12 protein-coding genes and 4 pseudogenes are annotated in these 18,875 nt (G+C 53.2%); 8 read left to right on the forward strand and 8 right to left on the reverse strand.

Features of this window, described 5'->3' with window-relative positions; all coding sequences use genetic code 11:
* Positions 1–44: 44 nt before the first annotated feature.
* A complete protein-coding gene (gene ettA, locus CGZ65_RS10700; protein WP_096295801.1) occupies positions 45–1,718 on the reverse strand; it encodes an energy-dependent translational throttle protein EttA in 1,674 nt (557 codons plus the stop codon).
* Between the two features lie 299 nt (positions 1,719–2,017).
* On the opposite strand from ettA, the gene betB reads away from it, so the two are divergent.
* From betB to CGZ65_RS14350, 5 genes and pseudogenes are all read left to right on the forward strand, one after another.
* Complete coding sequence (gene betB, locus CGZ65_RS10705; protein WP_096295802.1) at positions 2,018–3,481, forward strand: betaine-aldehyde dehydrogenase; 1,464 nt, start codon at positions 2,018–2,020, stop codon at positions 3,479–3,481.
* A 43-nt stretch (positions 3,482–3,524) separates the two neighbouring features.
* The gene (locus tag CGZ65_RS10710) at positions 3,525–3,878 is read left to right on the forward strand and encodes a DUF4298 domain-containing protein (protein ID WP_096295803.1); all 354 of its coding nucleotides are present in this window, start codon (positions 3,525–3,527) and stop codon (positions 3,876–3,878) included.
* 62 nt (positions 3,879–3,940) lie between these two features.
* Positions 3,941–5,638 (forward strand): choline dehydrogenase, encoded by a 1,698-nt coding sequence (betA, locus tag CGZ65_RS10715; protein WP_096295804.1) that lies wholly within the window; start codon positions 3,941–3,943, stop codon positions 5,636–5,638.
* Between the two features lie 227 nt (positions 5,639–5,865).
* Positions 5,866–7,530 carry a BCCT family transporter gene (locus tag CGZ65_RS10720; protein ID WP_232507601.1) on the forward strand — a complete coding sequence of 555 codons (1,665 nt, stop codon included), beginning with the start codon at positions 5,866–5,868 and terminating at the stop codon, positions 7,528–7,530.
* Between the two features lie 256 nt (positions 7,531–7,786).
* Positions 7,787–9,681, forward strand: a pseudogene (locus tag CGZ65_RS14350) (BCCT family transporter).
* A 179-nt stretch (positions 9,682–9,860) separates the two neighbouring features.
* On the opposite strand, the gene murI reads toward CGZ65_RS14350, so the two are convergent.
* Complete coding sequence (murI, locus tag CGZ65_RS10730) at positions 9,861–10,670, reverse strand: glutamate racemase (protein ID WP_378595530.1); 810 nt, start codon at positions 10,668–10,670, stop codon at positions 9,861–9,863.
* 256 nt (positions 10,671–10,926) lie between these two features.
* On the opposite strand from murI, the gene tsaE reads away from it, so the two are divergent.
* Together tsaE and CGZ65_RS10740 are read left to right on the forward strand one after the other, a co-directional pair.
* Complete coding sequence (tsaE, locus tag CGZ65_RS10735) at positions 10,927–11,397, forward strand: tRNA (adenosine(37)-N6)-threonylcarbamoyltransferase complex ATPase subunit type 1 TsaE (protein WP_096295806.1); 471 nt, start codon at positions 10,927–10,929, stop codon at positions 11,395–11,397.
* A pseudogene (locus CGZ65_RS10740) lies at positions 11,385–12,616 on the forward strand (N-acetylmuramoyl-L-alanine amidase). Before tsaE ends, CGZ65_RS10740 begins: the two are co-directional and overlap by 13 nt.
* A 146-nt stretch (positions 12,617–12,762) precedes the next feature.
* On the opposite strand, the gene CGZ65_RS10745 reads toward CGZ65_RS10740, so the two are convergent.
* The 6 genes and pseudogenes from CGZ65_RS10745 to CGZ65_RS14790 form a co-directional block, all read right to left on the reverse strand.
* Positions 12,763–13,263, reverse strand: coding sequence for a GNAT family N-acetyltransferase (locus tag CGZ65_RS10745; protein WP_096295807.1), 501 nt, complete (start codon positions 13,261–13,263; stop codon positions 12,763–12,765).
* 12 nt (positions 13,264–13,275) lie between these two features.
* A complete protein-coding gene (locus CGZ65_RS10750; RefSeq protein ID WP_096296181.1) occupies positions 13,276–13,812 on the reverse strand; it encodes an isochorismatase family protein in 537 nt (178 codons plus the stop codon).
* 97 nt (positions 13,813–13,909) lie between these two features.
* A pseudogene (gene recG / locus CGZ65_RS10755) lies at positions 13,910–15,943 on the reverse strand (ATP-dependent DNA helicase RecG); the annotation flags it as partial.
* A gap of 107 nt (positions 15,944–16,050) precedes the next feature.
* Positions 16,051–16,485 carry a protein-export chaperone SecB gene (secB, locus tag CGZ65_RS10760; RefSeq protein WP_096295808.1) on the reverse strand — a complete coding sequence of 145 codons (435 nt, stop codon included), beginning with the start codon at positions 16,483–16,485 and terminating at the stop codon, positions 16,051–16,053.
* 23 nt (positions 16,486–16,508) lie between these two features.
* Positions 16,509–16,756, reverse strand: a pseudogene (gene grxC, locus CGZ65_RS10765) (glutaredoxin 3).
* Positions 16,757–16,820: 64 nt separating this feature from the next.
* Positions 16,821–16,946 carry a hypothetical protein gene (locus CGZ65_RS14790; protein ID WP_255419120.1) on the reverse strand — a complete coding sequence of 42 codons (126 nt, stop codon included), beginning with the start codon at positions 16,944–16,946 and terminating at the stop codon, positions 16,821–16,823.
* Between the two features lie 291 nt (positions 16,947–17,237).
* On the opposite strand from CGZ65_RS14790, the gene rng reads away from it, so the two are divergent.
* Positions 17,238–18,731 (forward strand): ribonuclease G, encoded by a 1,494-nt coding sequence (rng, locus tag CGZ65_RS10770; RefSeq protein WP_096296182.1) that lies wholly within the window; start codon positions 17,238–17,240, stop codon positions 18,729–18,731.
* Positions 18,732–18,875: the final 144 nt, after the last annotated feature.

An 18,875-nucleotide genomic window follows, 5' to 3' on the forward strand; every position in this document is an offset into this window, starting at 1 on the left:
CTGAAAACTATTTTTTCAGACGGCCTTTTTATTACTCATTCAAATCAACGCGTTACCGGTTTATACTTAATCCGTTTCGGTTTCGCGCCTTCTTCGCCCAAGCGGCGTTTTTTGTCGGCTTCATACTCTTGGTAGTTGCCGTCGAAGAACACCCATTTACTGTCACCTTCGGCGGCGAGAATGTGGGTGGCGATGCGGTCGAGGAACCAGCGGTCGTGCGAAATCACCATTACGCTGCCGGCAAATTCGAGCAAAGCGTCTTCGAGGGCGCGCAGGGTTTCGATATCGAGGTCGTTTGACGGTTCGTCCAGCAGCAAGACGTTGCCGCCGCTCAACAGGGTTTTGGCCAAGTGCAGGCGGCCGCGTTCGCCGCCGGAGAGGTTGCCGGCGATTTTGCTTTGGTCGCTGCCTTTGAAATTGAAGCGGCCAAGGTAGGCGCGCGCAGGGATTTCAAATTGGCCCACTTGCAGAATATCGCGCCCTTCGGCGATGTTGTCGAACACGGTTTTGTCGTTTTGCAAACCGTCGCGGCTTTGGTCGATCAGGCTCATTTTCACGGTTTGGCCGATTTTCACTTCGCCACTGTCGGGTTGCTCTTTGCCGGCAATCATTTTAAACAAAGTGGATTTACCCGCGCCGTTGGGGCCGATAATGCCGACAATCGCGCCTGCCGGCACTTTGAAGCTCAAATCATCAATCAGCACTTTGTCGCCGAAGGATTTGGAAACGTTCAAGAATTCAATTACTTCGTTGCCCAAACGCTCGGCCACGGGGATAAAGATTTCCTGCGTTTCGTTGCGTTTTTGATATTCGTAATTGCTCATTTCTTCAAAGCGCGCCAGACGTGCTTTGGATTTGGCTTGACGGCCCTTGGCATTTTGGCGCACCCATTCCAATTCCTGCTTCATGGCTTTGATGCGGGCGGCTTCGGTTTTCGCTTCATTGGCCAAACGCTGCTCTTTCTGCTCCAGCCACGAAGAGTAATTACCTTTCCACGGAATACCGTGGCCGCGGTCAAGCTCCAAAATCCATTCGGCAGCGTTGTCAAGGAAATAGCGGTCGTGCGTTACGGCGACCACGGTGCCGGGGAAGCGCACCAAAAACTGCTCCAACCATTCCACCGATTCCGCGTCCAAGTGGTTGGTCGGCTCGTCTAATAACAACATATCGGGCTTAGACAACAACAGTTTGCATAATGCCACGCGGCGTTTTTCACCGCCCGATAACACGCCGATTTTGGTATCCCAATCAGGCAGACGCAACGCATCGGCAGCAATTTCCAATTCATGCTCTGCACCGCCACCGCTAGACGAACCTGCCGCAATAATGGCTTCCAAACGACCTTGTTCTTCCGCCAAGGCATCAAAATCAGCATCGGGGTCGGCATAGGCGGCATACACTTCTTCCAAACGTTTCTGCGCTGCCACTACTTCGCCCAAACCGCTTTCCACTTCTTCGCGTACGGTTTTTTCAGGGTCTAACTCAGGCTCTTGCGGCAGATAGCCGATTTTGATGCCGCTCATCGGCACGGCTTCGCCTTCGAATTCTTTGTCCACACCCGCCATAATCCGCAACACGGTGGATTTGCCCGCGCCGTTCAAACCCAACAAGCCGATTTTGGCGCCGGGGAAAAACGACAAGGAAATATCTTTGATAATGGTTTTCTGCGGCGGCACCACTTTGCTCACGCGCAGCATGGAATAAACGTATTGGCTCATAAATGTTCTCGCTTAATGGTTACTTTTTTCAGACGGCCTTGATGTAAAGACAGGCCGTCTGAAACAGAAATTTCAGACTTCCTGATTCTAACCGAAAATCGGCTTTTCGTAAGGTTTTAAACGCAATCAGGCCGTCTGAAAAGCTGTTTAGTTTAAAATGACTCTTTGATTTTTATGAATACTTTTCAAGCAAAGCCCTGCTTTCGGGCGGATTTTGAATAATGTTGAAATTATGTTATGGTAAAAGTAGTTGAGAATTTTTACCAAAATCAAAACTGATTACCGTGAAGGAGTTGACCATGCAAATGCTTACCGCTTACATCAACGGCGCCCACGCCGCACCGAATCCGAATGCCGACACCTTCGACAACATCAATCCGGCCAACGGTGAAATCCTTGCCCGCGTGCAGGAGAGCGATGATGCTGAAATCGAACGCGCGGTTCAGACGGCCATCGGAGGCCAGAAAGTTTGGGCGGCAATGACGGCGGTGGAGCGCAGCCGCATTCTGCTCAAAGCGGTGGAGATTTTGCGTGCACGCAATGACGAGCTTGCACGTATCGAAACGCTGGACACCGGCAAGCCTTTGTCGGAAACGCTGTATGTCGATGTGGTAACAGGCGCCGATGTGATTGAATATTATGCCGGTTTGGCGCAGGCCATTGAAGGCCGCCAGATTCCGTTGCGCGAGAATGCGTTTGCCTACACGCGCCAAGAGCCTTTGGGTGTGGTCGGCGGTATCGGCGCGTGGAATTACCCGATTCAAATTGCGATGTGGAAAGCCGCCCCTGCTTTGGCAGCGGGGAATGCGATGGTGTTCAAACCGAGCGAAACCACGCCCACCGGCGCCATCAGGCTGGCGGAAATTTTCACCGAAGCGGGTTTGCCCGACGGTGTGTTTAACGTGGTGCAAGGCGGCGGACGTGTCGGCGCTGCCTTAAGCAGCCATCCGAACATTGCCAAAATTTCCTTTACCGGCGGCGTGCCGACCGGCAAAAAAGTGATGGCGCAAGCCGCCGAAAGCAGCCTGAAAGACGTAACCATGGAACTGGGCGGCAAATCGCCGCTGGTTATCTGCGACGATGCGGATTTGAATACCGCCGCCGACATTGCCATGATGGCGAATTTCTACAGTTCCGGCCAAGTCTGCACCAACGGCACGCGCGTGTTTGTGCCGAAAACCTTGAAAGCCGAGTTTGAACAAAAAATCATCGAGCGCGTGAATCGAATCCGTATCGGCGACCCGCTCGACGAAGCGACCAATTTCGGCCCTTTGGCCAGCTTTCCGCACATGGAAAAAGTATTGGGCTACATCGAACGCGGCAAACAGGAAGGCGCCACGCTGCTCACCGGCGGCGGTCGTCTGAAAAATGAAGGTTTAGCTAATGGTGCTTATGTTGCGCCGACCGTGTTCACCGATTGCTCCGACGACATGGCCATCTGCCGCGATGAAATTTTCGGCCCGGTGATGAGCATTTTGGTTTATGAAACCGAAGACGAAGCCGTCGAGCGCGCCAACCATACCGATTACGGCTTGGCCGCGGGCGTGGTGTCCAACGACATCAAACGTGCCCACCGCTTGATTGGCCGCCTGCAAGCCGGTATCTGCTGGATAAACGCATGGGGCGAATCACCGGCACAAATGCCGGCGGGCGGCTGCAAACAATCGGGCATCGGCCGCGAGAACGGCGTTCAAACCTTGATGCACTACACCCAAACCAAATCTGTCTTGGTGGATTTGGGCGGGTTTCAATCAGTGTTTTAAGGCCGTCTGAAAACCATTTTCATTCTTTAAAAAGGAAAACCACATGAGCCAACCAACCCAACAACGTCTTGACGAAATTCAAGCCCTCTACCGCGAATGGACGCAGCTTCTGCCCCGGCTTGAAGCTGCGCGCAAAGACTGGCGGCGCGGCGACGCGATTATGCGCGAGCTGTCGGCGTTTTATTTCGGCGGGGAATACCGCGATTGTCTGGAAGCCGAAGAACAGGGCTGGCAGCCCGATCTGACTACGCAGGGCGAATACAGCGTGTTGAGCGAAGACGCGCTGTGGGATGCCTACGGCGACCAGCAAACGCTGGCGTGGCAATGGATGCGCGACTGCATCGAAACACTGGATCGCGACCGGAACCACAGCGGTCAAAACAATCAAAGCGAGTAACGCGTTTCAGACGGCCTCAAGCGTATTTTCCGTCAAGCCGATAGCAAGAAAGGAATATAAAAATGATTCATCCCAACCCGACTTTAAAATCCGCTTACGACTACATCATCATAGGTGCAGGCAGCGCCGGCGCGGTGTTGGCGGCGCGTTTGACCGAAGACGAAAACGTTTCCGTTTTGCTTTTGGAAGCCGGCCTGCCCGATTTCCGCTTGGATTTCCGCACCCAAATGCCCGCCGCATTGGCCATGCCGCTGCAAGGCACCACCTACAACTGGGGCTACAAAACTGATCCCGAACCCTGCATGAACAACCGCGTGATGGACTGCGGCCGCGGCAAAGGCTTGGGCGGCTCATCACTGATTAACGGCATGTGCTACATCCGTGGCAACGCGCTCGATTTCGACCATTGGGCGAAAAAAGACGGCTTGGCCGACTGGTCCTATCTCGACTGCCTGCCCTATTTCAAAAAATCGGAACACCGCGATGCCGGTGAAAACGATTACCACGGCGGCAACGGCCCGATCCACGTGACCACTGCCAAAAAAGATGCCAATCCCTTATTTGAAGCCATGATTCAGGCAGGCGCAGACGCAGGCTATCCGCGTACCGACGATTTAAACGGCTACCAGCAAGAAGGCTTCGGCCCGATGGACAGGTTTGTCAATCCCGAAGGCCGCCGTTCGTCCACCTCACGCGGTTATCTCGACATGGCCAAACACCGCGAACGCTTAACCATTCTCACCGGCGCATTAACCGATGTAGTGCTGTTTGACGGCAAACGCGCGCGCGGTGTGCGTTTCGAGCATCAAGGCCGTCTGAAAACCGTGGAAGCGCGGCAAGAAGTGATTGTGTCGGCCGGTGCGATTGCCTCACCTCAAATCCTGCAACGCAGCGGCATCGGTCCCGGCGCATGGCTGGCTGAAGCAGGCGTGAGTGAAATCTTGGATTTGCCCGGCGTGGGCAACAACCTGCAAGACCATCTCGAACTCTACATGCAATACGAATGCACCCAGCCCGTCTCCATCGCTCCGGCAACCCATTGGTGGAACAAACCCGCCATCGGCGCGGAATGGCTGTTCAACGGCACCGGTTTGGGCGCGACCAACCACTTTGAAGGCGGCGGCTTTATCCGCAGCCACGAAAAATTCGAGTGGCCGAACATCCAATATCACTTTCTGCCGATTGCCGTGCGCTACGACGGCCGCAACGCCAGCAAATCGCACAGCTTTCAAGCCCACGTCGGCTCAATGCGCTCGCTCAGCCGCGGCCGCATCAAGCTCAAATCGCGTAATCCGGCCGAGCATCCGAGCATTCTGTTCAACTACATGAACCACGAACAAGACTGGGAAGAATTCCGCGCCGCCATCCGCATCACACGCGAAATCATGAATCAGCCCGCGCTCGACCCTTACCGCGGCGCAGCTATCACCCCGGGGGCGGACGTGCAGACCGATGCCCAAATCGACGAATATGTGCGCAACCACGCCGAAACTGCCTACCACCCTTCCTGCACCTGCGCCATGGGCGAAGGCAACGATGCCGTGGTCGATTCGCAAGGCCGCGTTCACGGCGTAGAAGGTTTGCGCGTAGTCGATGCATCGATTATGCCCGACATCATTACCGGCAACCTCAACGCCACCACCATCATGATCGGCGAGAAAATCGCCGATGCCATGCGCGGCCGCAAGCTGCCGAAATCGGACGCAGCCTATTATGTGGCCGACGGCGCGCCTGTGCGCGGCGAAGCCAAACGCGGCTAACGGTTTTTCAGACGGCCTTTTTTTATCTATCAGGCCGTCTGAAAACACATGCTCATTTATCGTATCGTGACATAACAATAAGAAAGTCATCCCATGAATAAAGATTCCCGCCCCGAAATCAAATACAAACCGGTCAAAATGACGCATTCGCGCCATTTGGGTATGTTCAATACCGATCAATATTTCCGCCAAAAAACTTCGGCCACACCCGATACCCGCATTGATAAATTTACCTTTTTCGGCACGCTGCTGATTCTGTTTGCCGTGACCCTGCCTTTGGTTTTGTTCCCGAGCAAGGTGCGGCATGGGTCGCCGCGACCAAACAATTTGTCACCAACAAACTCAGCGGTGCTTATTTGGCTTTTGGCGTATTGTCGATTTTGTTTGTGGTGTATATCTGTTCATCCGACATCGGCAACATCAAATTGGGCAAACCCGAAGACGACATCGAGTTCAAAACCGGCTCATGGGCGGCGATGATGTTTTGCGGCGGTATCGGCGCGAGCATTATGTATTGGGGCATTTTGGAATGGGTTTACTACTACCAAGGCCCGCCTTTCGGCATTGAGCCCAAATCGCCGGAAGCCGTGCGCTGGGCGGCCACTTACGGCATGTTCCACTGGGGGCCGGTGGCTTGGGCGATTTATTTGGTGCCCGCCGTGTCGATTGCCTATTTCGCCCATGTGCGCCATTCGCCGATTTTGAAAGTCAGCCAAAGCCTGATGCCGCTTTTCGGCGAGAAATTTGCCAAGAGCAACTGGGGCAAGCTGGTGGATATTTTCTTTGTGTTCGGCATGATTGGCGGCGGCGCGACTTCGCTCGGTCTGGCCTCGCCGATGATTACCGAAGGCCTGCACGAACTGTTCGCCACGCCGAAAGACATCACCATGCAATTGGTGGTGTTGCTGGTGACTACTTTGATTTTTGCCTACAGCGCCTATCAGGGTTTGCGCGGCGGTATCCAGTTTTTATCCAACATCAATTTCTATATGGCGGTCGCGTTTTTGCTGTTTGTATTGGTCACGGGGCCGACGGTGTTTATGCTCAATACCGGCTTGGAAAGCATCGGCCGCTCGCTCACCAATATGATTAAGATGATGACGTGGACGGAAGCATTCGGCGAATTTTCCGGCCACGGCTTCCAAAAAACAGGCTTTCCGCAGGATTGGACGGTGTTCTATTGGGCATGGTGGCTGGTGTTTGCCCCAACCATCGGTTTGTTTATCGCCAAAATTTCCAAAGGCCGCACCATCCGTCAAATGGCGGCCGGCTCGATTTTCTTCGGCTCGCTCGGCTGTTCGGTTTTTTTCATCATCTTGGGCAACTACGGCATGTATCTGCAATTGAGCGGCGCGCTTGATGTGGTGGCCGTGTTGAACGAGCAAGGCGCCACCGCCGCCATTTTTGCCGTATTGAACACTTTGCCGATGGCCAAATTGGTGATTGCGGTGTTTACCGTATTGGCGGTTATCTTCACCGCCACCACCTTCGACAGCATTTCCTACATTCTCTCCTCGGTGGTGCAGCATGAAGTCAACGACGAACCGCACCGCTGGAACCGCTTGTTCTGGGCATTTACTTTATGCTTCATGCCGGCGGTGTTGATGTTTATCGGCGACTTGTCCACCCTTCAGACGGCCTCGATTTTTGCCGGTGCGCCTTTGCTGGTCATCATGAGTTTAATCATGTTGGCCACCATCAAAGCGGCTAAATACGATTTGCACTACCAACCGGATTATTCGCTCAGCACCATTCACATCGAAACCGTGCCGGATAACGCGCCGTGGGAAGAGGGCGATACTTCGCAGGCGCCGGAAGGCTCGGTATTGGCGCAGCAGGCGATTTATGAAGAAATGCGCCAGCAAAACAGTGAAAGCAATAAGCAGCCTTAACTGGTTTTCAGACGGCCTGATATCTTTATCTTAGGCCGAACCTGTGCAAAACCTCATCAACCACCAATAAGCGGTGTTGATTGTGTTGGCTACCGCAGCCGGTTTGATATTCCCCGAAGCAAGCCGATGTAATCTGCCAATATCGACCAGGCGAAGAGTTTCCCGATTGAGTTTCTTATTCAGGCCGTCGGAAACCTGAATGCTTTCCAGACGGTCTTATCCCGATAATAATCAATCATCAATAAGGAGAAAGCCTATGCAGAATCCCGCGTTTTCCGGCGGTGCCAAGCTGGCGGTGAATAAAACCGTATTTCTGGCATCGTCTGTGATTACGGTGGCGCTGATTTTGTTCACCATTTTGTTCCCTTCCGTTAGTGAAACCGTGCTCGGCGGCGCGCTCAAGTGGGTATCCGACCATTTCGGCTGGTATTACATGCTGGTGGTGGCGGCTTACGGCATGTTTTCGCTGTTTGTCGGCGTATCGCGCTACGGCGACATCAAACTCGGGCAAGACCAAGACAAACCCGCTTTTCCGTTTTTGGCATGGGCGGCAATGTTGTTTTCTGCCGGTATCGGTATTGATTTGCTGTTTTTCGGCGTATCCGAACCGCTCACCCACTACCTTGCGCCCAATATCGGCGAGGGCGGCACACCTGAAGCGGCGCGTGCGGCCTTGGCGCAAACCTTTTTGCACTGGGGCTTGCACGGTTGGGGCATTTACGCGCTGATCGGCATGGCCTTGGCCTATTTCGCCTACCGTAAAAACATGCCGCTGGCCTTGCGCAGCGCCTTACTGCCGATTTTCGGACAAAAACGCGTGAACGGCTGGCTCGGCAACACGGTCGATATTTTCGGCGTGGTGTGCACCCTGCTCGGCATTGCCACCAGCTTGGGTATCGGCGTGTTGCAGGCCAATGCCGGTTTGAACCATGTATTCGGCATCGACACCAGCAAAACGGTTCAGACGGCCATCATCTTGATCGTGGTCGCGGCAGCGGCTTTATCGGCCATGTCGGGCGTGGACAAAGGCGTGCGCCGTCTTTCCGAAATCAACATGCTGGGCGCGACAGGCTTGTTGATTGCGCTGTTGGTGATGGGGCCGACGGTGTTTTTATTTAACGGTTTGGTCGACAATATCGGCAGCTATTTCCAAACCATCATGGACCAAACCTTCCGCGTGTATGCTTACGAAGGCGAATCTGGTGCGGAATGGAAATCGGCTTGGACGATTTTCTTCTGGCATGGTGGGTGGCATGGGCGCCTTTTGTCGGCCTGTTTATCGCGCGCATTTCACGCGGCCGCACGCTGCGCGAATTTGTGTTCGGCGTGATGTTTATCCCGTTGGGCTTTATCTTTGCGTGGTTTTCTATTTTCGGCAACAGCGCCATCGATTTGGTCAACAGCGGCCAAGCCGCCGATTTGGCCAAAACCGCAGTCGAAAATCCGGCGATGGGCATGTTTTTGCTGTTTGAACATTATCCGCTGGCGGGCTTGTGGTCGACCCTGGGCGTGATTATCGGTTTGATTTTCTTTGTCACTTCTGCCGACTCGGGCGCATTAGTGTTGGCGAATTTGAGTTCGCGCGATTTGGCGTCAACCGCCGATGCGCCGGTGTGGCTGCGCTTATTCTGGGCTGCCGGCACGGGCTTGGTAACGCTGGGCTTACTGTTTGCCGGTGGCTTTGCGTCGCTGCAATCGGTATCGGTGGTGGCCGGCTTGCCCTTCTCGCTGATTTTGGTGCTGTACATGATTTCGATGTGGATAAGCCTGCGTCAAGAAGGCATGAAGCGCAAAGCCGGTCAAGTCGACCGCGCCTTGGTGCTCGACAACGGCTTGAATTGGCGTAACCGCTTAAGCCGTTTGGCCAGCTTCCCTGATTTTCAGACGGCCAAACATTTCATGACCCACACGCTGGAACAAGCCATGGCGGAAGTGGCGGTTGAATTGGAAAAACAGCGCCTTGAAGTCGAGCTCACCACCGAAAACGGCGGTTTGGTACATCAAATCGCCGTGCGCTATCCCGAGCAACGCGACTTTATCTATCGGGTGGAACTGATTGAAGCGGAAAAACCGATTTTCGCGCTCGGCCAAGCAGGCAATCTGGCCTCCAGCCAAGAGCATGAAAATACTACCGCGCCGAAGTCTTTTTAATTGAAGGCAGTCAGGATTACGATATTCTCGGCTACACCAAAGAGCAGGCGATTATCGATATTTTGAATCAATATGAGCGTCATATTCAGTTTCTGTATATGGATCGCTAAGCGGTAAAGCATCAAGGCCGTTTGAAAAACTATTTCCAAACGGCCTGAAACCATTATCATCTTCTTAGGTTAGCCTAACGTTACCATTTCAATCTGCTCCATGCTTCGACCCAAGAAACGCTCGCCGATGGTTCGGAAACGCAGCGGAATGTCGCTGACATAAAAGCGGTAATCCGGTGCAGGATTGTCGGTATTGAGCAATCCGGCTTCGGTTAAGGCTTTGGCGGTGGCTTCGGCAGTAGTGATGGCCGAATCGACCAGAGTCACGTTTGGTGCTTCCTGACTGATGAGCGGCTTGAGCAGCGGAAAGTGGGTGCATCCCAACACCAGCGTATCGATGTCGTCCACCAGCAGGGGTTTCAAATATTCGCGCACGGTCAGACGGGTGACTTCATGCTCAAGCCACCCTTCTTCCACCAGCGGCACCAGCAAAGGCGAAGCCTGGGTGCGCACCAAGGTATCGGCATTTTGCGCGTGAATGGCGCGGGCATAGGCATTGCTGTTGACGGTGGTATTGGTGGCGATGATGCCGATTTTATTGTTGCGCGTAGTCGCCAGCGCGGCTTCGGCACCGGCGGAAATCACGTCCAATACGGGCATGTTCCCGGCTTTTTGGCGGATTTTCATGCCGGCGGTCGCCGCAATGGTGTTGCAGGCAATGACCAAGGCTTTGACATCGTGTTCCAATAAAAAATCAACGATTTGCAGAGAAAAGGTTTCGATAGTGGCGCGTGATTTGGTGCCGTAGGGCACGCGGGCGGTATCACCGAAATAGACGATGTTTTCCATCGGCAGCCGCTCCATCAATGCGCGGACATTGGTCAGGCCGCCGACGCCGGAATCAAATACTCCGATGGGGCGTTGTTTTCTGATACTCATGATTGGTTGGGTTTAAAAGTCGATATGGCGGTTATTGTACACGCTTTCAGACGGCATTTTAATAGCCGTTTCGGCTGATATTTTATCCGTAAATCCAGGCCGTCTGAAAGCAGCCCACCTGTATTTTTGAATCAACCCTGCCTCTCTACTTGGCTTTTACGCCAACTTTATCTAAATTTATCATTTGTAAGGTTTGCAAATCGGCGAGTTTCCAGCATAATTTATACTTTATATCACAATAACAAGGCCGAATTTTATGACTGATGGTGCGAGCGTGAGCCGTTTTCTCGCCGACGAAGAAGCGACTTTGGCGTTGGGCGCAAGCTGGGCTAAATCGCTGAGTGCACCGTTGGTGGTTTATCTGCAAGGTGGCTTGGGCGCCGGCAAAACTACGTTTACACGCGGTTTGTTGCGCGGCTTGGGGCATCAGGGCGCGGTAAAAAGCCCGACTTATGCCATTGTCGAATCCTACCCGCTCGCCGGTTTCACGCTGCATCATTTCGATCTCTACCGCTTCAGCACACCCGAAGAATGGGAAGATGCCGGCTTAGACGATTTATTCGACGGCCAAAATGTTTGCCTGATCGAATGGCCGCAGCAAGGCGGCGAATTTACACCCGCCGCAGACATCACCCTTTCATTAAATCACGCAGAACACGGCAGAACAGTAGTGTTCACCGCCCACACCGCTCACGGCCGAAAAAGTTTGGAAACATGGTTAAACTGACACGACGACAAATGGTCCGCCAAGCGGCGGGTTTGTTTTTTACACTGACACCGATTTCCGCCGCACTTGGTAAAACCGCCAAGCCCGTTCAATTTGTGGCCGCCCGTATCTGGCCGGCACTCTCCTACACGCGTGTGACGATTGAAGCATCGGCGGTATTGCGGTTTCAGCATTTCTTGCTCGACAACCCCAACCGGCTGGTCGTGGATATTCAAAATGCCAGCATCAATACCGTTTTACAGGGTATTTCTAAAAAAGTGTTGGCCGACGATCCTTTTATCCGCAGCATCCGAGTCGGCCAAAACACGCCGAACACCGTGCGCATCGTGATTGATTTGAAGCAAAGCGTGCATCCGCAAGTCTTTGTGCTGGCGCCGGTGGGTGGGTTCAAACACCGCTTAGTAATCGACCTTTATCCGTACGGTGTGGATGTCAACGACCCGATGATGGCCTTGCTCAACGGTAGTCCGACTTCCGGTGCGCCGCATCTGTCCCGCACCACCAGCAATCCGCCGCCTTCGAGCAGCAGAGGCCGCCGTCCGGTTGTGGTAATCGATCCCGGCCACGGCGGTGAAGACTCCGGCGCGGTCAGTAGGGCGGTTTGCAAGAGAAAAACGTTGTGTTGTCTATCTCGCGCGAAGTCAAAAAACGGCTGGAAGCCATGGGCTACACTGTGTACATGACGCGCGACGAAGACGTGTTTATCCCTCTCGGCGTGCGCGTGGCCAAAGCGCGTGCGCGTAGAGCCGATTTATTCGTCTCGATACACGCCGACTCGTTTACCAGCCCGACCGCCCGCGGTACCGGCGTGTATATTCTCAACCCACGCGGTGCCAGCAGCGCTGCGGCTAAATTCTTGGCGCAAACGCAAAATAACGCCGATGCCATCGGTGGTGTGCGCACCAGCGGCAACCGCCATGTAGATAATGCCCTACTGGATATGGCGCAAACCGCCACCATGCGCGACAGCCGCAAGATCGGCCAATCGGTGTTGACTGAATTGGGTAAGATCAACCAACTGCACAAAGGCCGCGTGGACGAAGCCAACTTCGCCGTCTTGCGCGCGCCGGATATTCCGTCTATTCTGGTGGAAACGGCCTTCCTGTCCAATCCGACTGAAGAAAAACTGCTGGCCGATTCATCTTTCCGCATCCGCTGTGCCCAAGCGATTGCCACAGGCGTGCAAAAATATGTCGATTCGGCGATTTTACGCCGCTAAAATCAAAAGGCCGTCTGAAATTCAGACGGCCTTTTGATTTATAGTTGTTTAAAATAGAAATAAGGCAAGGCGACGACCGCCGTATATACCCGGTACACAAGGGAGCCGGTAACGCTGTATTGTTTTTATTTTCAACTACTATACAATCAATCCAAAATTTTCTTACCTAAAATCACAATATCCGCCAACTGCGTTTCCAAATCACACACCTGCGGCAAACGCCCCCATTCTTCAAAACCAAACGAACGGAACAAACGGATACTGGCGTGATTGTGGCCGAAAATCACCGCCAACACATTGCGGATGCCCAACGACGGCGCACGCTCCAGCATGTAGCGCAGCAATACTTTACCCACGCCGACACCGCGCGCTTCCTGCCGTACATATATGCTGATTTCCGCGCTGATGTGGTAGGCTTGGCGCGGATAATAATCGCTGAAGCTGCCCCACGCCACAATCTCATTGCGCACATCACGCAACACCAGCAACGGCCTTTTGCCGCCATGCGCATCAAACCACGCCTGGCGCCCGGCTACCGTCACCGGCTGCAAATCCGCCGTCGATTGGCGCGGCTCAATCGTGCTGTTGTAAATAGCGACAATGGAAGGCAAATCGCCCTGCACCGCTTCGGCAACCACATATTGCATTTCAGACGGCCTTTACTGAATCAGTTTCGATACGGTTTTAAACGCCGGATGCTTCGCATCGCCCAATAATTGGAACAACACGCTTTCGCTGTTGCTCACCACCGCACCGGCATCACGCATTTGCTGCAACGCATTGTCTTTATTGGCCGGATTGCGCGAAGTGGTGCAATCAAACGGCACATACACCGCCAAACCCTTCGCGCGCAAATCCAACACCGTTTGCAACATACACACATGCGCTTCGGCACCGAGCAAAATCACGTTTTCAACCTTCTGCTCATTCAACACGGCTTCCACTTCGGCAATCACCGCCGAAAAACGCGTTTTCTCAAACACCGCCGCCCCATCGCCCAACAAAAGCTGCACCGCCGGCACGGTTTTACCCAAGCCTTTCGGATACTGCTCCGTCGCCACCAACGGCACGTCCAAAGCCTGCAAGCCCTGAATCACTACGCGGCTGCGCTCAACCATCGACTCCGCATCGTGCAACGCAGGCAGCAAACGCTCCTGAATATCGACCACGATGCATAATGTATTTTCCGGTTTCATGATTTTTTCTCCTTTTTCAGACGGCATAAATAATGTGATTGGATTGTACCGTAAACACAGGCCGTCTGAAAAATATTGCGTTTCAGACGGCCTTAAATCACACCCCCAAGTACCCTTCCCGACTGCTCAACCACCGATCCAAGTGCGCCTGCACAGTATCCGGTCGTTCGGCAATCAGTTTCGGCGCAATTTCGCGGGCTTGTTCGAGCAGGTGCAAATCTTCTTCCAAATTGGCAAACCGCAGCATCGGTACGCCGCTTTGACGTGCGCCTAAGAATTCGCCGGGGCCGCGGATATTTAAGTCTTGGCGGGCGATTTCAAAGCCGTCGGTGTGTTCGTAAATCACTTTCAGGCGCGCTTTGGCCAGTTCGCTTAATGGCTCGGTAAACAGCAGCACGCAGGCGCTGGCGGCGGCGCCACGCCCCACACGGCCGCGCAGCTGGTGCAATTGCGCCAAGCCCATGCGTTCGGCGTGTTCAATCACCATCAGGCTGGCATTGGGTACATCGACACCGACTTCAATCACGGTCGTCGCCACCAACACATTCAGACGGCCTGCGATAAATTCGGCCATCACTCCGGCTTTCTCGGCAGGTTTCATGCGGCCGTGTACCAAGCCGATGTTGAGCTCGGGTAAGGCCGTCTGAAGCTCGGCAAGGGTATCGGCGGCGGTTTGCAGTTGCAGCGTTTCGCTCTCTTCAATCAGCGGACACACCCAATAAGCCTGCTGCCCTTTTTGGCAAGTGCCCAACACCAGCCCTTCGACTTCGGCGCGGCGCACGCTGTTGACCAGCCGCGTTTTAATCGGCGTGCGGTTGGGCGGCAATTCGTCGATGACCGATACGTCCAAATCGGCGAAAAAACTCATTGCCAATGTGCGCGGAATCGGCGTGGCCGACATCATCAGCTGATGCACGTCGTTGCCTTTGTTCTTTAAGGCCAAACGTTGCGCCACGCCGAAGCGGTGTTGCTCATCGACAATCACAAAGCCGAGATTGTGGAAGGCGACATCGTCTTGAAACAGCGCATGTGTGCCGACGGCAATTTGGGCAAGGCCGTCTGAAATGGCGGTTTTGTTGCTGTCTTTTTCTTTTTTGCGCTGGCTGCCGGAAAGCCAAGCCACGGTCAAACCCAGCGGCTCAAACCATTGTTTGAACTTGATAAAGTGTTGTTCGGCCAAAATTTCGGTCGGCGCCATCACGGCTACTTGCGCACCGGCTTCAATGGCGGTGAGCGCGGACAATGCGGCAACAATGGTTTTACCGCTGCCGACATCGCCTTGCAGCAGGCGGTGCATGGGAAAAGTTTCAGTCAAGTCTTGCTTGATTTCACCCACCACGCGCTGCTGCGCTTGAGTCAAAGTAAACGGCAACGAATCGAGCAGCTTTTGTACCAAGCTGCCGTCACCGTTTAACGGAGCCGCCGCGCCGCTGATGCGTTTTTGCCGCGCCAACCGCATGGACAATTGTTGCGCCAACAGTTCGTCAAATTTCAGCCGCTGCCATGCGGGCAAAGTGCCGTCTGAAAGCTGATGGATGGTGAAGCTTGGCAGCGGCGAGTGCAGCAGACGCAGGCTTTCGGCTAAGTGCGGCAGTTTCAGACGGCACAACAAATCATTGGGCAAGGTGTCGTGCAGCGGGATGCTGTCTAAGGCCGTCTGAACAATGCGGCGCAGGGTCGGCTGGTTTAAACCGTTCACAGTCGGATAAATCGGGGTAAGGCTTTCGGCCAAACCGGTACTGTCGGCATCGCGGATTTTCGGGTGAATCATTTCATCGCCGTAAAAACCGCGCTTGATTTCGCCCACCGCGCGAATGCGTTTGCCCACTGCCATCTGCTTTTGGTGGCTGGCGTAAAAATGGATGAAGCGTAAATGCAACACGCTGCCGGAACCATCGGCAATCTGCACCACCAATTGCTTGCGCGGCTTGAAAGCGACTTCCTGATGCACCACTTCTCCTTCTACCTGACACGGCACGCCTACCGGCGCATCGGCAATTGGCATGATGTGGGTTTCATCTTCATAGCGCAAAGGTAAATGCAGCGCCAAATCCCACGCGCTATTCAAATGGAGCTTGTCGAGTTTTTTGGCGGTGGTATCGGTGACTTTAAGCTGTTTTTGAGTTTCGGGGTCATCATGGTGACTATATTCAAAGCAATCGTGGTTTGCCGTATTTTAACGGAAAAAAAGCCGTCTGAAATTCAGACGGCCTTTTGATAAAACATCAAGGCTGCAAATTAAACATTGCCTTCTTGCTGTTGTTGGTACATCGCTTCAAAGTTGATTGGTGCCAACAATACCGGTGGGAAGCCGGCGCGGGTCACGGTTGAAGAAATCGCTTCGCGTGCGTATGGGAACAAGATGTTCGGACAAGCCACGCCCAACAGCAATTGGGTGTCTTCTTCCGGAATGTTTTCCAAACGGAAAATGCCGCTTTGGGTCACTTCGTTCAGGAACATGGTGCGCTCTGCGTTCAGTTTGGCGGTAACGGTCACGGTGACATCAACGGTGTAAATGCCTTCTTCCAACTTTTGGCTGGCGGTTGACACGCGCATATCGACTTCAGGATCGCCTTGTTCCAAGAAGATTTGTGGTGCGTTAGGCACTTCCAAAGACAAATCTTTTACATACAAACGCTCAATACTGAATACAGGTTGCAATTCTTCTGCCATTTTGTTTTCCTATCTGTTTAGGGTTATGGGTTGAGTAATTCAATTAATTCGCCTTGCCGTTGCAAGCGGTATAAATCGGTAAAACCGCCGACATGTGTGTCGCCTATAAAAATTTGCGGAATGCTGCACTGACCGCTCAATTGTTGCATTTCGGCAAAATCGGCCGGATTTTTATCCACTCCACGCGGATTTCTTTGATTTCGGTCACGCCCACGGCGGCCAAAAGCTTTTTTGCCATGGTGCAATACGGGCAAAACGCGCCGGTGTACATGGTGACGGTTGCATAATGCGCTTTCTTGAATGCTTTTGAACACTATATGGGCATAAGGCGTATTTTACAAGTGGGCGTGTAAATCGATGGTAAATTCAGATAAGCGGTCGTGCAGAAAGTTGGCGATGTTTGCTGCTACACTTTCAGACGGCCCGAGGCCTTTGCAAAACTGCCTGAAAAGCCACTGCACAAAAAATCGACGTCATTAGCTTCGCAAATCCGCTGCGCTTCCCCCGCGCAGCGGATTTGCGAAGCTAATGGCGGCTGTTTGGTTTTTTTATTGGTGGTTCATGGGGTTTTGCAAAAGTCTTGGGGTTTGCAAAGGTCTCGGCCTATCGGGCAGTTTTAAAGCCATCATAGTCATGGCAGGCAAACGGCTTTTGAAGTATCATTACCAAGGCAAGGCAAAGCTACTTTTGCAATCTGTTTGCCCTCAGCGGGCAGATTGCAAAAGTATTTTTTATATTGCTGGAAATTCAAAATGTTAGCAGGTATTCCGATTCCTAAGGACACCATTCGTCCGCCCGAAACCGTCTTGGTCAACATCACGCCGCAGGAAACGCGCGTGGCGGTTTTGGAAGAAAACAACATTTGCGAGCTGCACATCGAGCGCAACACCGGCCACAGCTTGGTCGGCAACATCTACTTGGGCGTGGTGCGCCGTGTCTTGCCGGGTATGCAAAGCGCTTTTATCGACATCGGTTTGGAACGCGCAGCCTTTCTGCACATTGTCGATGTATTGGAGCAGCGGCGCAATCCCGATGAAACGCAGCGCATTGAGCATATGCTGTTTGAAGGGCAAACCATTTTGGTGCAGGTCATCAAAGACCCGATCAACACCAAAGGGGCGCGCCTTTCGACGCAGATTTCGCTGGCCGGCCGTTTTTTGGTGCATCTGCCGCAGGAAGAACACATCGGCATCTCGCAACGCATTGAAGACGATGCCGAGCGCACCATCCTGCGCGAACGTTTGCTGAATTTGCTGCCTGAAAGCGCGTGCCACGGCTACATTATCCGCACCAACGCCGAAAATGCCACCGACGAGCAATTGCAGGCCGATATCCATTATCTGACCAAGGTGTGGGAACATATTCAGCATCAATCGAAAACTCAGCCGCCCGAAACCCTGCTTTACCAAGATTTGTCGCTCAACTTGCGTGTGTTGCGCGATATGTTCAGCCTGGATACGCAAAAAATTCTGGTCGATTCCACCGAAAATTTCCGCCGCATGAATGAGTTCGCACAATTGTATGTGCAAGGTGCGGTGGATAAATTGGAATTGTTCAAAGGCGACCGTCCGCTGTTTGAAACCCACAACATCGAGCAGGAAATCAACCGCTCGCTACAACCGCGCGTAAACCTGAATTTCGGCAGCTATCTGATTATCGAATCGACCGAAGCGATGACCACCATCGACGTGAATACCGGCGGCTTTGTCGGCGCGCGCAATTTCGATGAAACCATCTTCCGTACCAATCTCGAAGCCTGTCACACCATTGCCCGTGAGCTTCGCCTGCGCAATTTGGGCGGCATCATCATCATCGATTTCATCGACATGGCCAAAGCAGAACACCGCGAAGCCGTGTTACAGGAATTGGCCAAAGCCTTGAGTTTCGACCGCACCCGCGTCACCCTCAACGGTTTTACCAGCTTAGGCTTGGTCGAACTCACACGCAAACGCTCGCGTGAAAACCTGAATCAAATTTTGTGCGAACCTTGCCCTTCCTGCCAAGGCCGAGGCCGTCTGAAAACACCACAAACCGTGTGCTACGAAATCCAGCGGGAAATCGTGCGTGAGGCGCGCCGCTTTGATGCCAAGGAATTCCGCATTCTCGCTGCGCCAAATGTGATTGATTTGTTTCTCGACGAGGAATCGCAATCACTGGCTATGCTGATTGATTTTATCGGCAAACCGATCTCTCTGGCTGTGGAAACAGCTTATACGCAAGAGCAGTATGATATTGTTTTAATCTAAAGCTTTAGCCTATAAAAGGCCGATACCTTTGCAAACCCCAGATTCGAATACAGTTCGAAGTGAGAGCAGCGCATAACGAAGAAATGTGCCAAAGATGGAGGATTTTGCAAAAGTCTCAGGCCGTCTGAACCTTCATGATTCAGA

Source organism: Neisseria weixii, assembly GCF_002327085.1.
Classification (GTDB): Bacteria; Pseudomonadota; Gammaproteobacteria; order Burkholderiales; family Neisseriaceae; genus Neisseria; species Neisseria weixii.

Bases quoted from the DNA above. Each gene is read 5' to 3' on its own strand.
- ettA (WP_096295801.1), bottom strand. From the start codon at position 1,718: ATGAGCCAATACGTTTATTCCATGCTGCGCGTGAGCAAAGTGGTGCCG.
- betB (WP_096295802.1), top strand. From the start codon at position 2,018: ATGCAAATGCTTACCGCTTACATCAACGGCGCCCACGCCGCACCGAAT.
- CGZ65_RS10710 (WP_096295803.1), top strand. From the start codon at position 3,525: ATGAGCCAACCAACCCAACAACGTCTTGACGAAATTCAAGCCCTCTAC.
- betA (WP_096295804.1), top strand. From the start codon at position 3,941: ATGATTCATCCCAACCCGACTTTAAAATCCGCTTACGACTACATCATC.
- murI (WP_378595530.1), bottom strand. From the start codon at position 10,670: ATGAGTATCAGAAAACAACGCCCCATCGGAGTATTTGATTCCGGCGTC.
- tsaE (WP_096295806.1), top strand. From the start codon at position 10,927: ATGACTGATGGTGCGAGCGTGAGCCGTTTTCTCGCCGACGAAGAAGCG.
- CGZ65_RS10745 (WP_096295807.1), bottom strand. From the start codon at position 13,263: ATGCAATATGTGGTTGCCGAAGCGGTGCAGGGCGATTTGCCTTCCATT.
- CGZ65_RS10750 (WP_096296181.1), bottom strand. From the start codon at position 13,812: ATGAAACCGGAAAATACATTATGCATCGTGGTCGATATTCAGGAGCGT.
- secB (WP_096295808.1), bottom strand. From the start codon at position 16,485: ATGGCAGAAGAATTGCAACCTGTATTCAGTATTGAGCGTTTGTATGTA.
- rng (WP_096296182.1), top strand. From the start codon at position 17,238: ATGTTAGCAGGTATTCCGATTCCTAAGGACACCATTCGTCCGCCCGAA.